The 15,873-nt window shown below is 30.5% G+C and carries 19 protein-coding genes, 1 pseudogene and 1 other annotated feature; of the genes and pseudogenes, 17 read left to right on the top strand and 3 right to left on the bottom strand.

Translation table 11 applies throughout. The annotated features are described in order from the left end of the window. Positions 1-191 precede the first annotated feature (191 nt). Both JOC70_RS00255 and JOC70_RS00260 read left to right on the top strand, forming a co-directional pair. Complete coding sequence (locus JOC70_RS00255) at positions 192-1,538, top strand: TrkH family potassium uptake protein (RefSeq protein ID WP_204596928.1); 1,347 nt, start codon at positions 192-194, stop codon at positions 1,536-1,538. Between the two features lie 13 nt (positions 1,539-1,551). Beyond that, on the top strand, positions 1,552-2,223 hold the full coding sequence (locus tag JOC70_RS00260) for a potassium channel family protein (protein ID WP_204596929.1): 672 nt from the start codon (positions 1,552-1,554) through the stop codon (positions 2,221-2,223). 133 nt (positions 2,224-2,356) lie between these two features. Here JOC70_RS00260 and JOC70_RS00265 read toward each other — a convergent pair whose 3' ends face one another. Further along, a complete protein-coding gene (locus JOC70_RS00265; RefSeq protein ID WP_204596930.1) occupies positions 2,357-2,962 on the bottom strand; it encodes an FMN-dependent NADH-azoreductase in 606 nt (201 codons plus the stop codon). Positions 2,963-3,131: 169 nt separating this feature from the next. Between JOC70_RS00265 and JOC70_RS00270 the strand changes: the two genes are divergently transcribed. Both JOC70_RS00270 and JOC70_RS00275 read left to right on the top strand, forming a co-directional pair. Further along, positions 3,132-3,530, top strand: a complete 399-nt coding sequence (locus JOC70_RS00270) for a hypothetical protein (RefSeq protein ID WP_204596931.1) — start codon at positions 3,132-3,134, stop codon at positions 3,528-3,530. An 80-nt stretch (positions 3,531-3,610) separates the two neighbouring features. After that, the gene (locus JOC70_RS00275; protein WP_204596932.1) at positions 3,611-3,766 is read left to right on the top strand and encodes a hypothetical protein; all 156 of its coding nucleotides are present in this window, start codon (positions 3,611-3,613) and stop codon (positions 3,764-3,766) included. Positions 3,767-3,874: 108 nt separating this feature from the next. Here the strand turns inward: JOC70_RS00275 and JOC70_RS00280 are convergent, their stop codons facing one another. Further along, a complete protein-coding gene (locus JOC70_RS00280) occupies positions 3,875-4,684 on the bottom strand; it encodes an amino acid--tRNA ligase-related protein (protein WP_341534855.1) in 810 nt (269 codons plus the stop codon). Next, entirely contained in the window at positions 4,647-4,772 is a 126-nt protein-coding gene (locus JOC70_RS19330) for a hypothetical protein (RefSeq protein ID WP_279381203.1), read from the bottom strand. Before JOC70_RS19330 ends, JOC70_RS00280 begins: the two co-directional genes overlap by 38 nt. A gap of 85 nt (positions 4,773-4,857) precedes the next feature. Continuing rightward, positions 4,858-5,112, bottom strand: a binding site (T-box leader). 190 nt (positions 5,113-5,302) lie between these two features. On the opposite strand from JOC70_RS19330, the gene JOC70_RS00285 reads away from it, so the two are divergent. The 13 genes and pseudogenes from JOC70_RS00285 to JOC70_RS00345 all read left to right on the top strand — a co-directional run bounded on the left by JOC70_RS00285 (position 5,303) and on the right by JOC70_RS00345 (position 15,667). Next, positions 5,303-5,923 (top strand): GyrI-like domain-containing protein, encoded by a 621-nt coding sequence (locus tag JOC70_RS00285; protein ID WP_204596933.1) that lies wholly within the window; start codon positions 5,303-5,305, stop codon positions 5,921-5,923. A gap of 76 nt (positions 5,924-5,999) precedes the next feature. Continuing rightward, a complete protein-coding gene (locus JOC70_RS00290) occupies positions 6,000-6,470 on the top strand; it encodes a GNAT family N-acetyltransferase (RefSeq protein ID WP_204596934.1) in 471 nt (156 codons plus the stop codon). A gap of 268 nt (positions 6,471-6,738) precedes the next feature. Beyond that, positions 6,739-7,587, top strand: a complete 849-nt coding sequence (locus JOC70_RS00295; protein ID WP_204596935.1) for a PhzF family phenazine biosynthesis protein — start codon at positions 6,739-6,741, stop codon at positions 7,585-7,587. A gap of 108 nt (positions 7,588-7,695) precedes the next feature. Then, positions 7,696-8,130: an OsmC family protein gene (locus JOC70_RS00300; protein WP_204596936.1), complete on the top strand. Its 435-nt coding sequence runs from the start codon at positions 7,696-7,698 to the stop codon at positions 8,128-8,130. Between the two features lie 296 nt (positions 8,131-8,426). Continuing rightward, positions 8,427-8,939, top strand: a complete 513-nt coding sequence (locus JOC70_RS00305; protein WP_204596937.1) for a GNAT family N-acetyltransferase — start codon at positions 8,427-8,429, stop codon at positions 8,937-8,939. 26 nt (positions 8,940-8,965) lie between these two features. Beyond that, positions 8,966-9,639 (top strand): annotated as a pseudogene (locus tag JOC70_RS00310) (HD domain-containing protein). A 33-nt stretch (positions 9,640-9,672) separates the two neighbouring features. Then, positions 9,673-10,206, top strand: a complete 534-nt coding sequence (locus tag JOC70_RS00315) for a GNAT family N-acetyltransferase (RefSeq protein ID WP_204596938.1) — start codon at positions 9,673-9,675, stop codon at positions 10,204-10,206. A gap of 133 nt (positions 10,207-10,339) precedes the next feature. Further along, a complete protein-coding gene (locus JOC70_RS00320; RefSeq protein WP_204596939.1) occupies positions 10,340-11,098 on the top strand; it encodes a hypothetical protein in 759 nt (252 codons plus the stop codon). Between the two features lie 71 nt (positions 11,099-11,169). Further along, on the top strand, positions 11,170-11,853 hold the full coding sequence (locus JOC70_RS00325; protein WP_204596940.1) for a Type 1 glutamine amidotransferase-like domain-containing protein: 684 nt from the start codon (positions 11,170-11,172) through the stop codon (positions 11,851-11,853). Positions 11,854-11,976: 123 nt separating this feature from the next. Then, positions 11,977-12,216 (top strand): PF20097 family protein, encoded by a 240-nt coding sequence (locus JOC70_RS00330; RefSeq protein WP_204596941.1) that lies wholly within the window; start codon positions 11,977-11,979, stop codon positions 12,214-12,216. Positions 12,217-12,281: 65 nt separating this feature from the next. After that, positions 12,282-12,977 carry an aspartate/glutamate racemase family protein gene (locus tag JOC70_RS00335; protein WP_204596942.1) on the top strand — a complete coding sequence of 232 codons (696 nt, stop codon included), beginning with the start codon at positions 12,282-12,284 and terminating at the stop codon, positions 12,975-12,977. 101 nt (positions 12,978-13,078) lie between these two features. After that, entirely contained in the window at positions 13,079-13,678 is a 600-nt protein-coding gene (locus tag JOC70_RS00340; RefSeq protein WP_204596943.1) for a dienelactone hydrolase family protein, read from the top strand. Between the two features lie 57 nt (positions 13,679-13,735). Next, positions 13,736-15,667: an alkyl/aryl-sulfatase gene (locus JOC70_RS00345; RefSeq protein ID WP_204596944.1), complete on the top strand. Its 1,932-nt coding sequence runs from the start codon at positions 13,736-13,738 to the stop codon at positions 15,665-15,667. Positions 15,668-15,873 lie beyond the last annotated feature (206 nt).

Consider the following 15,873-nt stretch of genomic DNA (forward strand, 5'->3'; position numbering starts at 1 on the left):
TCAAACTAATCGTCTATATGACCAAGTAATATATAGGATAAGAAAAAATGTGTTGTTTGAGTGAAGAACATGTCCATGTTAAGATTTCATATGTTGAAGTATGAGAAAATAGGTCTAAATTTATTTTTTAATGACGTTAAGTAAAATAAGAAATTAAGAAAATAAAGGTTTTCCTTATAAGGAGAGATAAAATGCAAATTAGAATAGCTAAAAATATTAAATTGATACCAGTTCGAATATTAGCAATAGGATTTGCCATTGTCATATTTATAGGGGCGGTGCTTTTATCTTTGCCTATTTCATCTGCAGATGGGAAGGGAACAGCATTTATAGATAGTCTTTTTACATCAACTTCTGCGGTTTGTGTTACAGGACTTGTAACTTTAGATACAGGAACACATTGGAGTTATTTTGGAAAGACGGTAATACTTTTATTAATTGAGATTGGCGGACTGGGGTTTATGTCTTTTGCTGCATTGATAGCATTGATACTTGGAAGGAAAATAACGCTGAGCGAAAGACTAATCATGCAGGAAGCAATAAATAGTTCTAATCTGCAAGGTATTGTAAAAATGGTAAAGTATATACTAGGTTTTACATTTTCAGTTCAATTTATGGGAGCATTACTTTTATCTACTCAATTTATTCCCATATATGGCTTGGGAAAGGGGATTTACTATAGTATTTTTCATTCTATATCTGCCTTTTGTAATGCAGGATTTGATTTAATGGGGAATTTTACAAGTCTAACGTCTTTTTCAGAGAACTCAGTAGTGATACTTACAATAGCAGTACTTATAATTGTAGGGGGATTGGGATTTTCAGTATGGACGGAAATATACAATTATAAAAATATTAAAAAATTATCACTGCACACAAAAATTGTAATAATTACTACTGCAGCATTACTATCTGCTGGTTGGATATTGATGATGTTACTTGAATTCAATAATCCAGATACTTTGGGAACTATGAGTTTAAAAGGTAAATTAGTAAATTCACTATTTGCTTCTGTGACCCCTAGGACTGCAGGATTTAATTCAATATCTACTTCTGATATGACCATGTCAGGTCGGTTTTTAACAACAATACTAATGTTTATTGGAGGATCATCAGGATCTACTGCCGGGGGAATAAAAACAACTACTTTTAGTATTATAGTGTTAAGTATAATAGCTGCAATTAAAGGTAAGGATGATACAGAGATCTTTCAAAAGAGAATTGCAGGTGATATTGTTCGTAAGTCTTTTGTAATCACTACGCTTGCATCAACTCTTATTGTTGTAGTAACTATGTTATTATCGATTTCTGAGGTAGGACAATCTTTTGAATATATTTTTTATGAAGTAACTTCTGCGTTTGGGACTGTTGGTCTGTCACTAGGGCTTACAACAAGGCTAAGTTCCATAGGAAAGGCGATTTTAATTTTCACCATGTATAGCGGAAGACTAGGGCCCCTTACTGTAGCTTTAGCATTTACAAAGATCAAAAGAAACAATCAAATTAGATATCCAGAAGATAAGATTTTAGTTGGATGAGGAGATTAGAATAATGAAAAAGAAGCAATATGTGGTAATAGGATTGGGAAGGTTTGGAGCATCTGTGGCTAAAACATTATATGCTCTTGGTAAAGATGTTTTAGTAATTGATTTAGATGAAACTACTATTCAAGAAATTTCTCATGATGTTACTCATGCAATTCAAATGGATGCTACTGACGAAAAGGCTTTAAGAAGTATAGGAATAAGGAACTTTGATGTGGCAATCGTAGCCATTGGGTCAGGAATGCAGTCAAGTATCATGGTTACTATACTTCTTAAGGAGTTAGGAATAAAATATATAGTTGTAAAGGCTCATAACAGTTTTCATGCCAAGGTATTAAATAAGATAGGGGCAGATAGAGTCATTCTCCCAGAAAGAGATATGGGAACAAGAGTAGCTTACAACCTTATTTCTACTAGTATACTAGATCATATTGAATTATCTCCAGAATACAGTATTATTGAAATTATGAGCCCTGAGAAGTGGCAGGGTAAGACTTTAGGAGAACTTAATATAAGATCAAATTATGGTATTAATATTATGGCTATAAAACGAAATAATATTGTTACAATGTCTCCTAGCGCTGATGAGGAAATTGAGCCAAATGACACTCTTGTAATTATAGGGGGCTATAACGAATTGAGCGCGATACATAGGGGCCAGACTTTTGGGGAAAAATAGGAATGCTATTTGATAATGGACAAATATTGGTATAAAATCAGTGTATACAAAGTTATATATAAGCAGGGGCTTCTTAGAATGCATTTATGAATTTTAAGACAGCCCCTTTTAATTTTTAGCTATTATTAGATGATTAAAAGTTTCTTGCTGTTGTTTTGGCTACCATTATGGCTTCTTCAACAATTTTATCAGTGTTATTCTCAATAACATCTAGGCCGTCAGCTGATATGGTTGCAAAATCAGTTATACCTAAGAAAGCAAATATAGCTTTTAAGTATCTATCACCCATCTCAAAGGAGGCAGAAGGCTCAGTGTCGTAATTGCCGCCTCTTGAAGTAATATTAATTGCTTTTTTTCCTGTACATAGGCCTACAGGACCTGACTCAGTATACTTAAATGTAATTCCATTAGCAGAAATATAATCAATATAAGCTTTAAGTATAGCTGGAACACCTAGGTTCCATAATGGTTCTGCAATTACATACTTATCTGCTTCTAAAAATTGATATGCATATTTTAATATGGGATGATTCTTATCCTCTCCCTCTTCCCGTTTATTCACAGTGTCAAGATTTCCTTTTGTAAGAAAATCTATTCCTTCGTTATACAAATCCAATGTAGTGATTTCATCTTCTGGGTGAGCTTCTCTATATGCTTCAATGAAGCTTTCGGAAATTTTAAAGGTTCTAGAAAGTTCTTCTGACTTAGCGTTTGCTTTGATATACAATACTTTGTTCATGGTTTACCTCCAATTTATTTAATTATATATTAATAAGCCTTTTTATTAGTATTGGTGAATATATAGTTTTGATACTCAAAAGTTTAAAACATGAAATTTATTTTGATAATGGGAAGTATTTGGGGTAAAATGGGTATATGGAAAATTTTACGTAAAAGGATTGTGAAACATGGATTTTATAGTAGATACATTATTTCAAATATTTTTTGCGTTTTTTTGGGTAATTGCATTGTTAATATTTTTAGTTAAGGAGAGGAATAAGAAGAGATATTTATTTTTAATAATTTTTATTCCTTTATTTATGATTTGGACGACTTATTCCTACAACTATGTACTAAAGCCCCGTTTCAAAGATATTAGTTATTATATGAGTAAAGATTATAAAACTACTAGTGGAAAGTGCAGCAATGTGAATGCTAAATCAAAGGGTACAACTCCATCCTTTCTATTAGAGGGAGAGACTTATTATTATAATCCTTGGTTCAATAAAATTCATAAGGATAGGAATTATAAGTTAAGATACCTTCCAAATAGTAAATATGTTATTGAATTAGAAGAAGTGAAATAAATAAGCAATGAGAGTTATATATTTATTGAATAAAACCAGCTCCTTAGAAAAAAACTATTCTATGAAAGGAGATGGATTAAATGGATAAAGATATAAAAGATGTATTGCAAAACATTCAATCAGAAGTAAAACAAATTAATACTAAACTTAATGAAATAAAAAGAACTCAGCTTAATGGTAACTATGTCTATAGAGATGAACAGATAAATTCTAACGATCATAATGATATGGATTAGAAAAGAATATAGAGCTTAAGCAGTAAAAATTTAATAATGAAAAAGATAACCTCCCTGTGGCTTAATGAACTGAGAAAGCAGCATTCACAAGGAGGTTTTATATTATTATTATCTTTTAATTAGAGGAAATGCTATAACATCTTTTATGGTATAAGAACCAGTAAGAAACATTATCATTCTATCAATACCTATTCCTAACCCTCCAGTTGGAGGCATTGCAGTATCGATAGCAACAGTAAATTCCTCATCCATTGGACTTGCTGTTTCAAGCCCAGCTCTTAGTTTTGACGCTTGTTCGTGTAAAAGCATTCTTTGCTTTAGTGGGGCGTTAAGTTCTGAATAAGCGTTTCCAAGCTCAACACCATAAGCGTAAGATTCAAACCTTTCAATTAAATCTGAATTATGTCTATGAATCTTACATAACGGAGAAGATTCTTCAGGAAAGTCTATAACAAAGGTTGGCTGAATCAGTTTCTTTTCAGAATACACTTCAAACAAGTTAACTATTAATTCTCCCTTTGAACATTCATCAATAACTAATCCCTCATTTTGACTTTCTATTAAGAGCTCATTGTCCGTAACACTTTTAATAATTTCTTCCCTAGTAAGTCTCTCAACATCAATTCCTGTATCCTTTTTTACAAGGTCACACATCTTAGCTCTCTTCCACGGAGCTTTAAAATTAATTTCTACGTCTCCATACTGAATCTTTGTTGTTCCATTAACCTTATTAAATACATATTGGTACATATTTTCCATAAGTTTCATCATGTCATTATAGTCAGCGTAAGACATATAACATTCAAATAGGCTGAATTCTGGATAATGTGTTCTGTCAATTCCCTCATTTCTAAAAGCTCTTGCAAAGGTATAAACTCTTTCAATTCCTCCAACTATAAGTCTTTTTAAAAAGCTTATTTAACTTTTTAACTCTTTCCACTACAAATTCATTTGAATCTGCCATTATCTTTTCCAAGTTTTCTATACTTTCAAATTCCTTATACATTTTAGCTATACCACCTTTAAATATTTATTTATGATTTAATAGATTTTTAGATAAATAAAAAAACCTTCACCTCCAAGATTTTAATCTTGAGGACGAAAGTTATATATTCGTGGTACCACCTCAGTTTATCCATATGTCACCATATAGAACTCTTCAAGTACATAATTAATTGTATACTCTATAACTTATAACGGGTTATACCGTCACAGCCTACCTCTGAAAACAGACTCGGTGTGCAACTCTGAGACCTTCTTCAATAAAAAAATCCTTGCACATTCTCACCTTGTAGAGCTCTCTGTAAATTCATATATTTATCTACTCTTCTCTTCATAGTCTTTAAAAGATTATAACATAAAAAAATTACATATGTCCATAATTAATGAAGGCAAAGGTGCTGAGTCAGGTATAACTTGATTCAGCATTTTGGTATTGTTTTAAAATAATGTTATAATTGGGATATAAGAAATACATAGTTATATAAAATGGTGAGCTAACGTGTTAGATAGATATTTATAAGAGGAGATAGAATAATGAAGCATGAATATAGAAAACATGAAAAAGAACTTTATTGTCCTAAGAATAAAGCAGAGTTGATAAAAGTTCCTAAACAAAAATTCCTTTGTATAAAGGGCACAGGTAATCCTAATGATAATGATTTTTCTGAAAGAATAGGTGTTTTGTACTCCCTTGCTTATGCAATTAGAATGATGCCTAAAAATGGATTTACACCAGATGGTTATTTTGAATATACTGTTTATCCCTTAGAAGGACTATGGGACTTAACAGAAGAAGGCAGGAAAAGTGAAATTTTAAATAAAGATGAATTATTATATACTATAATGATTAGGCAACCTGACTTTGTTAATGATGAAGTGGTAGAAAGAGCCTTTGAAATTACAAACAATAAAAAGCCGCATCCATTACTTAAAGAAGTATATTTTGATGAGATAGAGGATGGTTTGGCTGTACAAATAATGCACATAGGCTCTTATGATAATGAACCAGAATCATTTAATAAGATGAAAGAATTTATAGAGAATAATGGGTTAAAGATTAAAACTTTAGTTCACAGAGAAATATATTTATCTGATACAAGAAAAGTAGAAAAAGATAAATTAAAAACCATATTAAGATATAGTGTACTAGAGTGATAAATTTAATTTAATTCTTGTTTAATAAGACAATTTTAATATAACTGGTGAATAAAAAAAATAATGGGGTGATTTAGTGCTTGAAACTGACAGATGTATAGTAAGACCTTTTGAAGAAAAAGATTTAGAGTTATTTATGATTTATAGAAATAATGAGGAATGGATGCAGTATCAAGGTTTTAAGAATTTAACAAAAGACGAATATAGAAAAGCCTTAATAGTGCCTTTAAATTTGGAAAAGGGAATGCAACTTGCTATTGTGAACAAAACCACAGATAATCTTTTAGGAGATTTGTATCTTTTAAAGGAAGAAAAAACTATTACAATTGGATATTCTATTAATCCAATTTATTCACGAAAAGGATATGTAACTGAAGTCTTGAAAGCCTTATTACTAAAACTTAAAGAACGTCATTCTGATTGTAAAATAGTAGCCATGACAGAAAAAGAAAATATTCCTTCGAAAAAATTGCTACTTAAATTGGGGTTTGTATATGATGGATGGATAGATAAGTGGCAGTCGGAGATTTATGTTTATCCAAACTAATTATAATGTTAGGATTAGGGTATAAGAAATACATAGCTGTATGTCATCACGAGATAAGATTATTCTTAGTTGGTGGAAGACAAGTGATGGAGTTAACGAAGATGTTTATATAGAGACTTTGGTAATTATTCGTATTAAGACACATTTTGAAAATATGACGAACTAAATCATGTTCTTTGAAAATTAAATAATACGATATTTACACTATAGGTTATAATTTTAGGTAAAATAAATGTTAATTATATTTTTTATATAAGGAGGAATTAAAATGGAATATTTTCATGTTGATGTTTTTAGTAATGAAATTTTATTTGGAAATGGATTAACTGTTGTTTTTTGTAATGAGGAATTAGAAGATAATTTTATGTTGAAATTAACACAAGAGTTTAAGCAATTTGAAACAATTTTTGTGAGAAGAATAGATGATAGTATATTTAATGCAAGAATTTTCACAGTAGATGAAGAATTGGATTTTGCGGGGCATCCTATTTTGGGGGCAGCTGCTACTATTCATAGTCATATTTTTAGAAATGAAGAAGATATAGCAATTACATTTGAATTAAATCAAAAAACAATTATAGTTAATTCAAAAAAGATAGAGCAGTATTATGAAGTACAAATGAATCAAGGAAAAGCGGAATTTCTCTGTGAAGTTTCAGAAGAGAAGAGAAATAAATATGTACATGCATTGAACTTGTCAGAAGAAAATTTAAGCGAAGAATTTCCTATGGAAGTTGTATCAACAGGATTACCATACTTATTAGTACCATTAACTTCAGGAATAGAGAATGCAAAAATAATTAATTCTAAATTTGAAGAAATGTTAAAAGAAGTAGGTGCTAAATTTGCTTATATATTTGATGTGAATTATATAGAAGGACGTACCTGGGATAATCAAGGAAACGTTGAGGATGTTGCAACAGGAAGTGCAGCTGGACCATTAGGTGCATATTTATATAAGCATAATATTTTTAATTTAGGTCATGAGATTATAATAAATCAAGGAAGATTTGTCGGCAGGCCTAGTAAAATTAAGGTTTCTATGAGCATTTCTGAAAAAGAAATGTTAGTGTCTGGAGAGGTAGCTATTTTGGCAAAGGGAACTATTTTACTATAATAATAAACGTAAAAAATCGCATTATTCAAGAGATTGAATTTGCGATTTTTTATTGCGCAATCCAATTAAATGGGGAACTACAAGATGAAATTATCAGGAGGCTTTAATATGAGTAACAAATTAACAGTAACAGCAGATTTGATAAATGACAAGGTAAAATTCTCAGGGGTATCTCGTGATAATAATCAGGTATTTATAGATGCTGTACAACCTTTAGGTGAGGGAGATGGATATACGCCACTTGAGTTGTTTCTTATGAGTTTAGCAACCTGTAGTGGAATGACATTGGCTTTACTACTAAGAAAGATGAATAAGAATGTGTCTGAATTAAACGTAATTGCATCAGGTGAAAGAAGAGAAACATTACCGAAATATTTTAAAAGTATACAATTAAGATTTGAACTTGCATCGAATGATGTACAGCCAGATGATATTGAAAGTGTAATAAAAAATATGGAGGAATATGCATGTCCTGTTTGGAACATGGTGAAAAATAATGTCGATATAAGCAGTGAATATATGATAAAATATCAATTTTTATAATGTAGGACTAAATTTGATTAAAGATTTTGATATTGAAGTTCATTATGAAGGAGCGAAAATACAAAATAAATATATAAATAAAGTGTTAAATTAAAAACTTGATGAAGTATAGTATCATTGATAGAATTGCTGTGTATAGAATTACGATTAATAATTAAGGCAAAGGTGCTGAGTCAGGTATAGCTTGACTCAGCGTTTTGGCATTGTTTTAAAACAATGTTATAATTAGGATATAAGAAAGATGTAGTTGTATATTATGACGAGATAAGATTGTTTTTATGATGGGGAGGATGGAAATGGATTTCTTAATTAGGCCAATAGAAGTTGGTGATGGAAAAGGTATTAATGAGCTTAGAAGGATGCCAGGAGTATTTGAAAACATTCTTGGTATTCCATCTGAGCGAGTGAAGCGCAGTGAAGATTTTATCACGAATATGGATAGTAATCATCATCAATTGGTTGCAGTAACAAAAACTCAAAATGGTGAGGATATTATAATTGGGACAGTTGGATTAACTGTTAACCATAACCCACGTACACGGCATAGTGGCAGCATTGGAATTATGATTCATAAGGATTATCAAAATATGGGGGGTGGAACAGCTCTTATGCAAGCTATCATAGATATTGCCGACAATTGGCTTATGCTTATCAGAGTTGAATTGGGGGTATTTGAGGATAATGAAAGAGCAATTCACTTATATGAGAAGTTTGGATTTGAAAAAGAAGGACTAAAACGTCTTGCAGCTATCCGAAAGGGAAAATATGAAAATGAGTATTTAATGGCAAGAATTAAAGAGAATTTTTAGGAAAGTTTATAAATTGGGGGGAATATATGAATATAGAAATCAAACATAAAAAGATTATCGAGATTGTTCAAGATAAATTAACCTGTTCAGCACATAATTTAGACCATGTACTTAGAGTTTATAATCTCTGTTTATTACTTGCAAAACATGAGAAAGATGTTGATTTAGAAATTCTTATTCCAGCAGCATTATTACATGATATTGCAAGGGTTGAAGAGAGCCAAGATAAAACGGGTAAAATTGACCATGCCGTTTTAGGAAGTGCGATTGCGGAGGATATATTAAGAAATTTAGAATATGAAGAAGATAAAATTGAGAAGATAAAGCACTGTATTATAGCTCATAGATTCAGAACTGGAAATGAACCTAATTCAATAGAAGCAAAAATACTCTTTGATTCAGATAAACTAGATGTTATAGGAGCAAGTGGAATTGCCCGTGTTTTTATGTTAGCAGGACAATTTGGACAAAGACTAACAACCGATGAGCCATTAAATGATTATCTCAAATCTAATACTGTTGAAAATGGAAGATTAAAAGATGTTTCAAAACACACACCGTTAATTGAATATGAAGTAAAGTTAAAAAAATACCAGATAAACTATATACTGAAAAAGCAAAAGAAATTGGAAAAGAAAGACTTAATTTTATGGAGAAATATTTTGATAGATTGAAATTAGAACTAGATGGCATGAAGTAAAACTTAAAACAAGACAATTGGGGGACGTATTGGATGATAGAGATGTGTGTTAATAACGAGAAAGTTATAATTAGAGAGGCCAAAAAGTTTGATGCCAAAGCATTAATAGAGTACCTTAATGTTATTGGGGGAGAATCAGATTATTTAACCTTTGGAGCAGAGCAATTTGGAAGAAGTGTTGAGCAGGAAGAAGAATTTATTGTAAATGCTTTGAACAAAGAAAATGCTTTATTTATCATAGCAGAAGTCAATGGAAAAGTAGTTGGAAATTTAAACTTTTCTGGAGGGATAAGACAAAGGACAGCTCATGTTGGCGAATTTGGAGTAAGTACCCTTAAGGAATATTGGGGAAATGCCATAGGGGAGGAACTTATAAAATATTTAATTACCTGGAGTAAAAGTTCAGGAATAATTAGAAAAATAAATCTAAGAGTTAGAAATGATAATACAAGAGGTATTAGCTTATATAAGAAGCTTGGCTTTTTAGAAGAAGGAATAATAAAAAGGGATTTTTTAATTAATGGAGAGTTCTATGACTCTTTACTAATGGGGTTACTAATTGATTAAAATTGGGGGTAAAAATGATAGAGAATATCTTAAACATTGTAAAATATTATGTAATAGGAGTTAAAAAGTTTAGTGATAGTGTGATGTATCTTGGGATTTATTAAAATAGATATTAAGGGGAAAGGGAAAATAAATGAAGAGAAAATATAAAATTTTACTTAAAATCCTTATAAGTTTGATTATAATAATTCTTTTAAATTTTATTCCAACATTAAGTTTAAGAACTAAAGATATGACATCTATAGAAAAACCACATTTTATAGTTTATTATGAAAGAAAAGATGAAAATGCAGCAATTGATATTATCAGCAGATTAGAAAAAGGATATAATCTCGTTGCTAACTCAATTAGTATAAGTCCTAATTATAAAACTGAAGTTTATATTTACAGTAGCTTAGATAAGTTTCATATTAAAAAATATGGGCTGGTTGGTAAAATTATTGCTCCTGAATGGTATATTGGAGATAATATAAAAAATAAGGTTATTATTGTCTCTCCAAATTCTCCTGGAAAGCAGCATAATTATGAGGATACTGCTGATGCTGCTCTACATGAATATATACATACCTTAATGTGGAGTATTAATCCAAGATTATCAAAATTTATTAATGAGGGTATGGCAGGATATATCTCTGGTAATACAAAACCCTCTATTAAATTTAACAACATTCCGTCATATGAAGATACTAAAATTACAAATCCTATAACTTTTGGGAATCATAATATGTATCCAATTTCTTATACTTATATTGAGTATCTAGATAAGACATATGGTATGGGAAAGGTTTTGCAGTTAATAAAAACTGAGAACTATTCACAAACCTTTGGCAAAACTGAGAATGAAATATTTGAAGAGTGGGTAGCTTTTTTAAAATCAAATTATTTAGAATGAGTTAATTTTAAATCAATTTAATAAATAGATTATTGCATTTTTGTTTGAGAAATTAATGGGGGATAATATTAATGGTAAATATGTTATTTAGTTTATATAATTTTCACGAAGATTGGGCAAAAAATGCAGTTTCAAAGTATATAAATTTTAATGATAAGGTTTTAATAATTCCATTTTCCTTCGGTAATAAGATAAGCAGTCATAAGCAGTGGCAGAATGCTTATAGTAAGGATAATGGGAAATATTATGAAAGTATTGTTACGCCATTTTTGAATTATGGAATCAGAGAAGAAAATATAGATTGGGTAAATTATTTTAAAGATACAAAGGAAAATGCAAAAGCTAAGATAAGGAATAGTGGTATACTATTTTTCACCGGTGGCTTACCAGATAAGATAATGTTACGACTGATGGAATTTGGCTTGATTAATGATATTGAAAGCTTTAGAGGTGTTGTTATTGGTATTAGTGCAGGAGCAATGATTCAAATAGGAGAATATCACATTACACCTGATGAAGACTACAATAGATTTACATACAATCTAGGACTAAATTTAATTAAAGATTTTGATATTGAAGTTCATTGTGAAGGAACGGAAATACAAAACAAATATATAAATAAAGTGTTAAATGAAAAAAGAGATAGAATATATGCAATTACAAATACTGGGGGACTAATTTTTCATGATAACAAAATTACTTTATTAGGGGATGCGAAAAACTTTAGTAGAGAAAATATTTTCTTAAGAACTTGATTGAGTAGAGTATATTGATAGAATTTCGGTATTTAAAATTGATTTATAAAATATGTATAAATACATAATTTCATCTAAATGAATAGCAAATATTATTTATATTTCAAATAGGAGGTGGAGATTATGAAATGTCCGTATTGTGGCGAAGATATGGAACAAGGAGTTATACAAAGCCCACATGAAATCGCGTGGAAAAATAAAAGGTCTTACATTGGGAGAGCAAAATTTCATAAAGGATCAATTATTTTATCGAAGCTATCCATGTTAGAAGGTTCAGCAGTGATAGCCAACTGCTGCCGTAAATGTGAGAAGATTATTATAGATTATAAAGATAATAATTGTGATATGAACCAAGAAAAATAAATAATATTTGACCATTGGAAAATAGTTTAGATTAAGTTATTAAAATTTAAAGGGAGATGTTTTAATTGAAAAAAATCGGTTTAATCGGCGGAATGAGTTGGGAATCATCACTTGAATACTACAAAATTATAAATGAAACTATTAAATTAAAATTAGGAGGACTTCATTCTGCGGAATGCCTAATGTATTCAGTAGACTTTCAAGAAATAGAGTCATTACAGCATCAAAATAAATGGGAAGAGTTAACTAATATAATGGTTGATACTGCACAAAAACTTAAAAATGCAGGTGCCGATTTTATTATAATATGTACTAATACAATGCATAAAATGGCAAGTGATATAGAAAGTAGAGTAGGAATAAAAGTTTTACATATAGCTGAAGTAACAGGTGAAAAAATAGTTCAAAAGGGAATAAAAAAGGTTGGATTGCTTGGAACTAAATTTACTATGGAGGGGGATTTTTATAAAGAAATATTAAAGGGGAAATTTAATATTGATGTAATTATCCCAGATGAGGATCACAGAGATATGGTTCATGAAGTTATTTATGAGGAACTATGTAAAGGCATAATAAATGAAGCCTCAAAAGAAAAATATAAAAAAGTAATAGAAAGTTTAGCACTAAAGGGTGCTGAGGGTATAGTATTAGGTTGTACAGAAATACCTTTGCTAATAAAACAAGAAGACGTTGATATTCCAATTTTTGATACAACAACAATACATGCTATTTCTGCGGTTGAATTTGCACTAAATAGATAGCAATTGAATTGTCAATTTGCAATATATACCCTATAAAGTATTATACTAATACTTCAGCGCAAAGTAATAAAAAGTTAACAAATTACTTAAGGAGATGTGATATGAAAATTATTAATAATTCTAATTCTGTAATAATAATATTACATGAAATATACGGTATTAATGAACATATACAGATGGTTTGTGAAAAATTTTCCAATGACGGATATGATATTATTTGTCCAAACCTAATTAATCTAAGTGAACCATTTAGCTACGATTTAGAGGAAGAAGCCTATAAGCATTTTATGAATAATATAGGTTTTGATTCAGCGGTTCAGCAAGTAAAGCAGCTTATTATAGAAGCAAAAAAGCAATATAAGCATGTATATTTATTAGGTTATAGTATAGGTGCAACAATTGCATGGCTATGCAGCGGTGAAGAAAAGATATGCAATGGTATCATAGGATATTATGGTTCACGAATTAGGGATTATACAAATATAACTCCTAAATGTCCAACTTTACTGATTTTTCCTACAGAAGAGAATTCATTTAATGTGCAGGAATTAGTTGATTCTTTGATAAAAAGGAACATTGATGTTTATATGTTAAAGGGGAAACACGGATTTAGTAATCCATTTTCTAAGGACTATTGTATACAATCATCTAAAGAAGCAGAAAGATTAGTAGACGAGTTTTTATTTTACACAAATAAGTAACCACTACCTATAAACCTTCATAAATTATCATGATAGGGTAATTTATGGAGGTATTTTATGGAGCCCAGCGATAACCAAGACAAAGAGAGAAAGATCAGTGATTTAAGAAAAAATGCCACTCGCAAAACTATGCTAATAAACCAAGAAACATATAAAAAGATGAATTGGAGAAAAATAACCACTGAAAATAACTTAGCAAAGACAGGAATGCTTGTTGATGGGAACTTGCCTGTAATTAAAAGCGAGGATCAATTGATTCCTGTTTGGGATTTAAGAAGGTATAGTTTTTTATATAATAACTGCATACCTTATACGGCTAATCCAAAGCTTTGGGTGCAGGGAAACTTAAATTTAAATACTGGTTTATTTAAAGTTACAGATAACATATATCAAGTTAGAGGTTTTGATTTTGCCAATATGACTTTTGTTAAAGGAAATACTGGCTGGATTATAATTGATTGTTTAAGTTCAAAGGAGACGGCAGAAGCGGCTATAAATTTTGTTAATGATTATTTTGGACAAATTCCTGTAAGTGCAGTTATCATCACTCATTCTCATGAAGATCATTATGGAGGGATTTTAGGTGTTCTAGATAGCTTTGTAAAAGAAGACGTTAAGATTTATGCTCCAAAAAATTTTGTTAATTCAGCTTTAGAAGAGAATGTAAACGTAGGTGTTGCAATGGCACGCCGAGGTATATACATGTACGGTGTAGAATTGCCTAAAGGTGAGAAGGGACAGATAGATAATGGTATTGGAAAGGGACAATCAATTGGAACAGTAACCTTTACGAGAAATATTAATGAAATTAATGAGGAATATGCAGAATATATAATTGATGGAGTTAAAATGGAGTTTCGATTGGCTTTAGATACTGAAGCACCATCAGAGATGTTTGTATATATACCAAGTGAACGTTCCTTGTGTATTGCAGAGGACTGTAATGCAACCATTCATAATTTATTAACTTTAAGAGGTGCTAAAGTCAGAGATGCAGTTGCTTGGGCAAAAAATATACAAAAGGCAATTGATTTATGGGGAGGTACATTAACTTCAGTATTTGGAGTCCACAACTGGCCTCGTTTTGGGAATCAAGCATCCATTGAATATCTTGAAAAACAAAGGGATGTATATCAGTATATAAATGATCAGACTTTAAGACTTATAAATAAAGGGCACACAATTGAGGAAGTTGGAAGAATGGTCAAACTTCCAAGAAGTCTTTCAGATGAATGGTACAATGGTGAATTTTATGGAACTGTTATTCATAATGCAAAAGCAGTATATCAAAGGTATCTGGGATGGTATAACGGAAATCCAGTAGATTTAAATAAATTATTTCCAGAAGAATCAGCAAAGAAATATGTAGAGTATATGGGGGGAGAAGATGCTGTTTTAACCAAAGCTAGAAAATCCTTCATAGACGGAGAATATCAATGGGTTGCTGAGGTTACAAAGCAAGTTATATATGCAAATCCAAATAATAAAGAGGCAAAACTTATTTGCGCTGATGCTTTAGAGCAATTAGGCTATATTGCTGAATCTGGTCCTTGGAGAAATGAATACCTAATGGGAGCACAGGAATTACGCTATGGAGTTATTCCAGTTAGTGGCTCATTTATTTCAGAGGATGTGCTAAACAATTTACCTCTAAAGGATATTCTTTACTTACTTAGCATACGAATAGAAGGGGTAAAGGCTGGAGATTTAAATTATAAAATCAACTTTATTATTCCAGACAGAAATGAAGCAGCTTTGGCAGAAGTTAAACGAGGAATATTTAGATATATAAGTGATAAGCTTTCAAAAGATGCTGCAGTTACCGTTAATATGCCAAAGAAAGTTTTATATAAGCTGGCAACAACTAATGAAAAGCCAGATACTTCAAAGATAAAAGTACAGGGGGATATTAACAAATGGAATATATTCTTATCCCTTCAAGATACTATAAATCAAAACTTTAATATAATAACACCTGTGCCAAGATAGTTAATTATGTTGATATGAGGCTGCCCATCAAAAATGAAAACTATAATATATTGTATTAGATTTTTAAATTCTGAAACAATATACTATGGTTTCATTTCTTAATGAGGCAGCCATTTTTGTTTTCTATTTTAGATTAAAGTTTAAATTTGAAGCTAAAAATATTTTCCAAGAATAGTATTGACCGAATCGGTTTATGGGAATATAAT

This window comes from Clostridium pascui (assembly GCF_016908015.1).
Taxonomy (GTDB): Bacteria; Bacillota; Clostridia; order Clostridiales; family Clostridiaceae; genus Clostridium_AK; species Clostridium_AK pascui.

Coding starts and splice junctions, on each gene's coding strand:
- JOC70_RS00255 (WP_204596928.1), top strand. CDS start 192: ATGCAAATTAGAATAGCTAAAAATATTAAATTGATACCAGTTCGAATA.
- JOC70_RS00340 (WP_204596943.1), top strand. CDS start 13,079: ATGAAAATTATTAATAATTCTAATTCTGTAATAATAATATTACATGAA.
- JOC70_RS00315 (WP_204596938.1), top strand. CDS start 9,673: ATGATAGAGATGTGTGTTAATAACGAGAAAGTTATAATTAGAGAGGCC.
- JOC70_RS00320 (WP_204596939.1), top strand. CDS start 10,340: ATGAAGAGAAAATATAAAATTTTACTTAAAATCCTTATAAGTTTGATT.
- JOC70_RS00330 (WP_204596941.1), top strand. CDS start 11,977: ATGAAATGTCCGTATTGTGGCGAAGATATGGAACAAGGAGTTATACAA.
- JOC70_RS00300 (WP_204596936.1), top strand. CDS start 7,696: ATGAGTAACAAATTAACAGTAACAGCAGATTTGATAAATGACAAGGTA.
- JOC70_RS00265 (WP_204596930.1), bottom strand. CDS start 2,962: ATGAACAAAGTATTGTATATCAAAGCAAACGCTAAGTCAGAAGAACTT.
- JOC70_RS00260 (WP_204596929.1), top strand. CDS start 1,552: ATGAAAAAGAAGCAATATGTGGTAATAGGATTGGGAAGGTTTGGAGCA.
- JOC70_RS00345 (WP_204596944.1), top strand. CDS start 13,736: ATGGAGCCCAGCGATAACCAAGACAAAGAGAGAAAGATCAGTGATTTA.
- JOC70_RS00285 (WP_204596933.1), top strand. CDS start 5,303: ATGAAGCATGAATATAGAAAACATGAAAAAGAACTTTATTGTCCTAAG.
- JOC70_RS00275 (WP_204596932.1), top strand. CDS start 3,611: ATGGATAAAGATATAAAAGATGTATTGCAAAACATTCAATCAGAAGTA.
- JOC70_RS00270 (WP_204596931.1), top strand. CDS start 3,132: ATGGATTTTATAGTAGATACATTATTTCAAATATTTTTTGCGTTTTTT.
- JOC70_RS00295 (WP_204596935.1), top strand. CDS start 6,739: ATGGAATATTTTCATGTTGATGTTTTTAGTAATGAAATTTTATTTGGA.
- JOC70_RS19330 (WP_279381203.1), bottom strand. CDS start 4,772: ATGTATAAGGAATTTGAAAGTATAGAAAACTTGGAAAAGATAATGGCA.
- JOC70_RS00325 (WP_204596940.1), top strand. CDS start 11,170: ATGGTAAATATGTTATTTAGTTTATATAATTTTCACGAAGATTGGGCA.
- JOC70_RS00305 (WP_204596937.1), top strand. CDS start 8,427: ATGGATTTCTTAATTAGGCCAATAGAAGTTGGTGATGGAAAAGGTATT.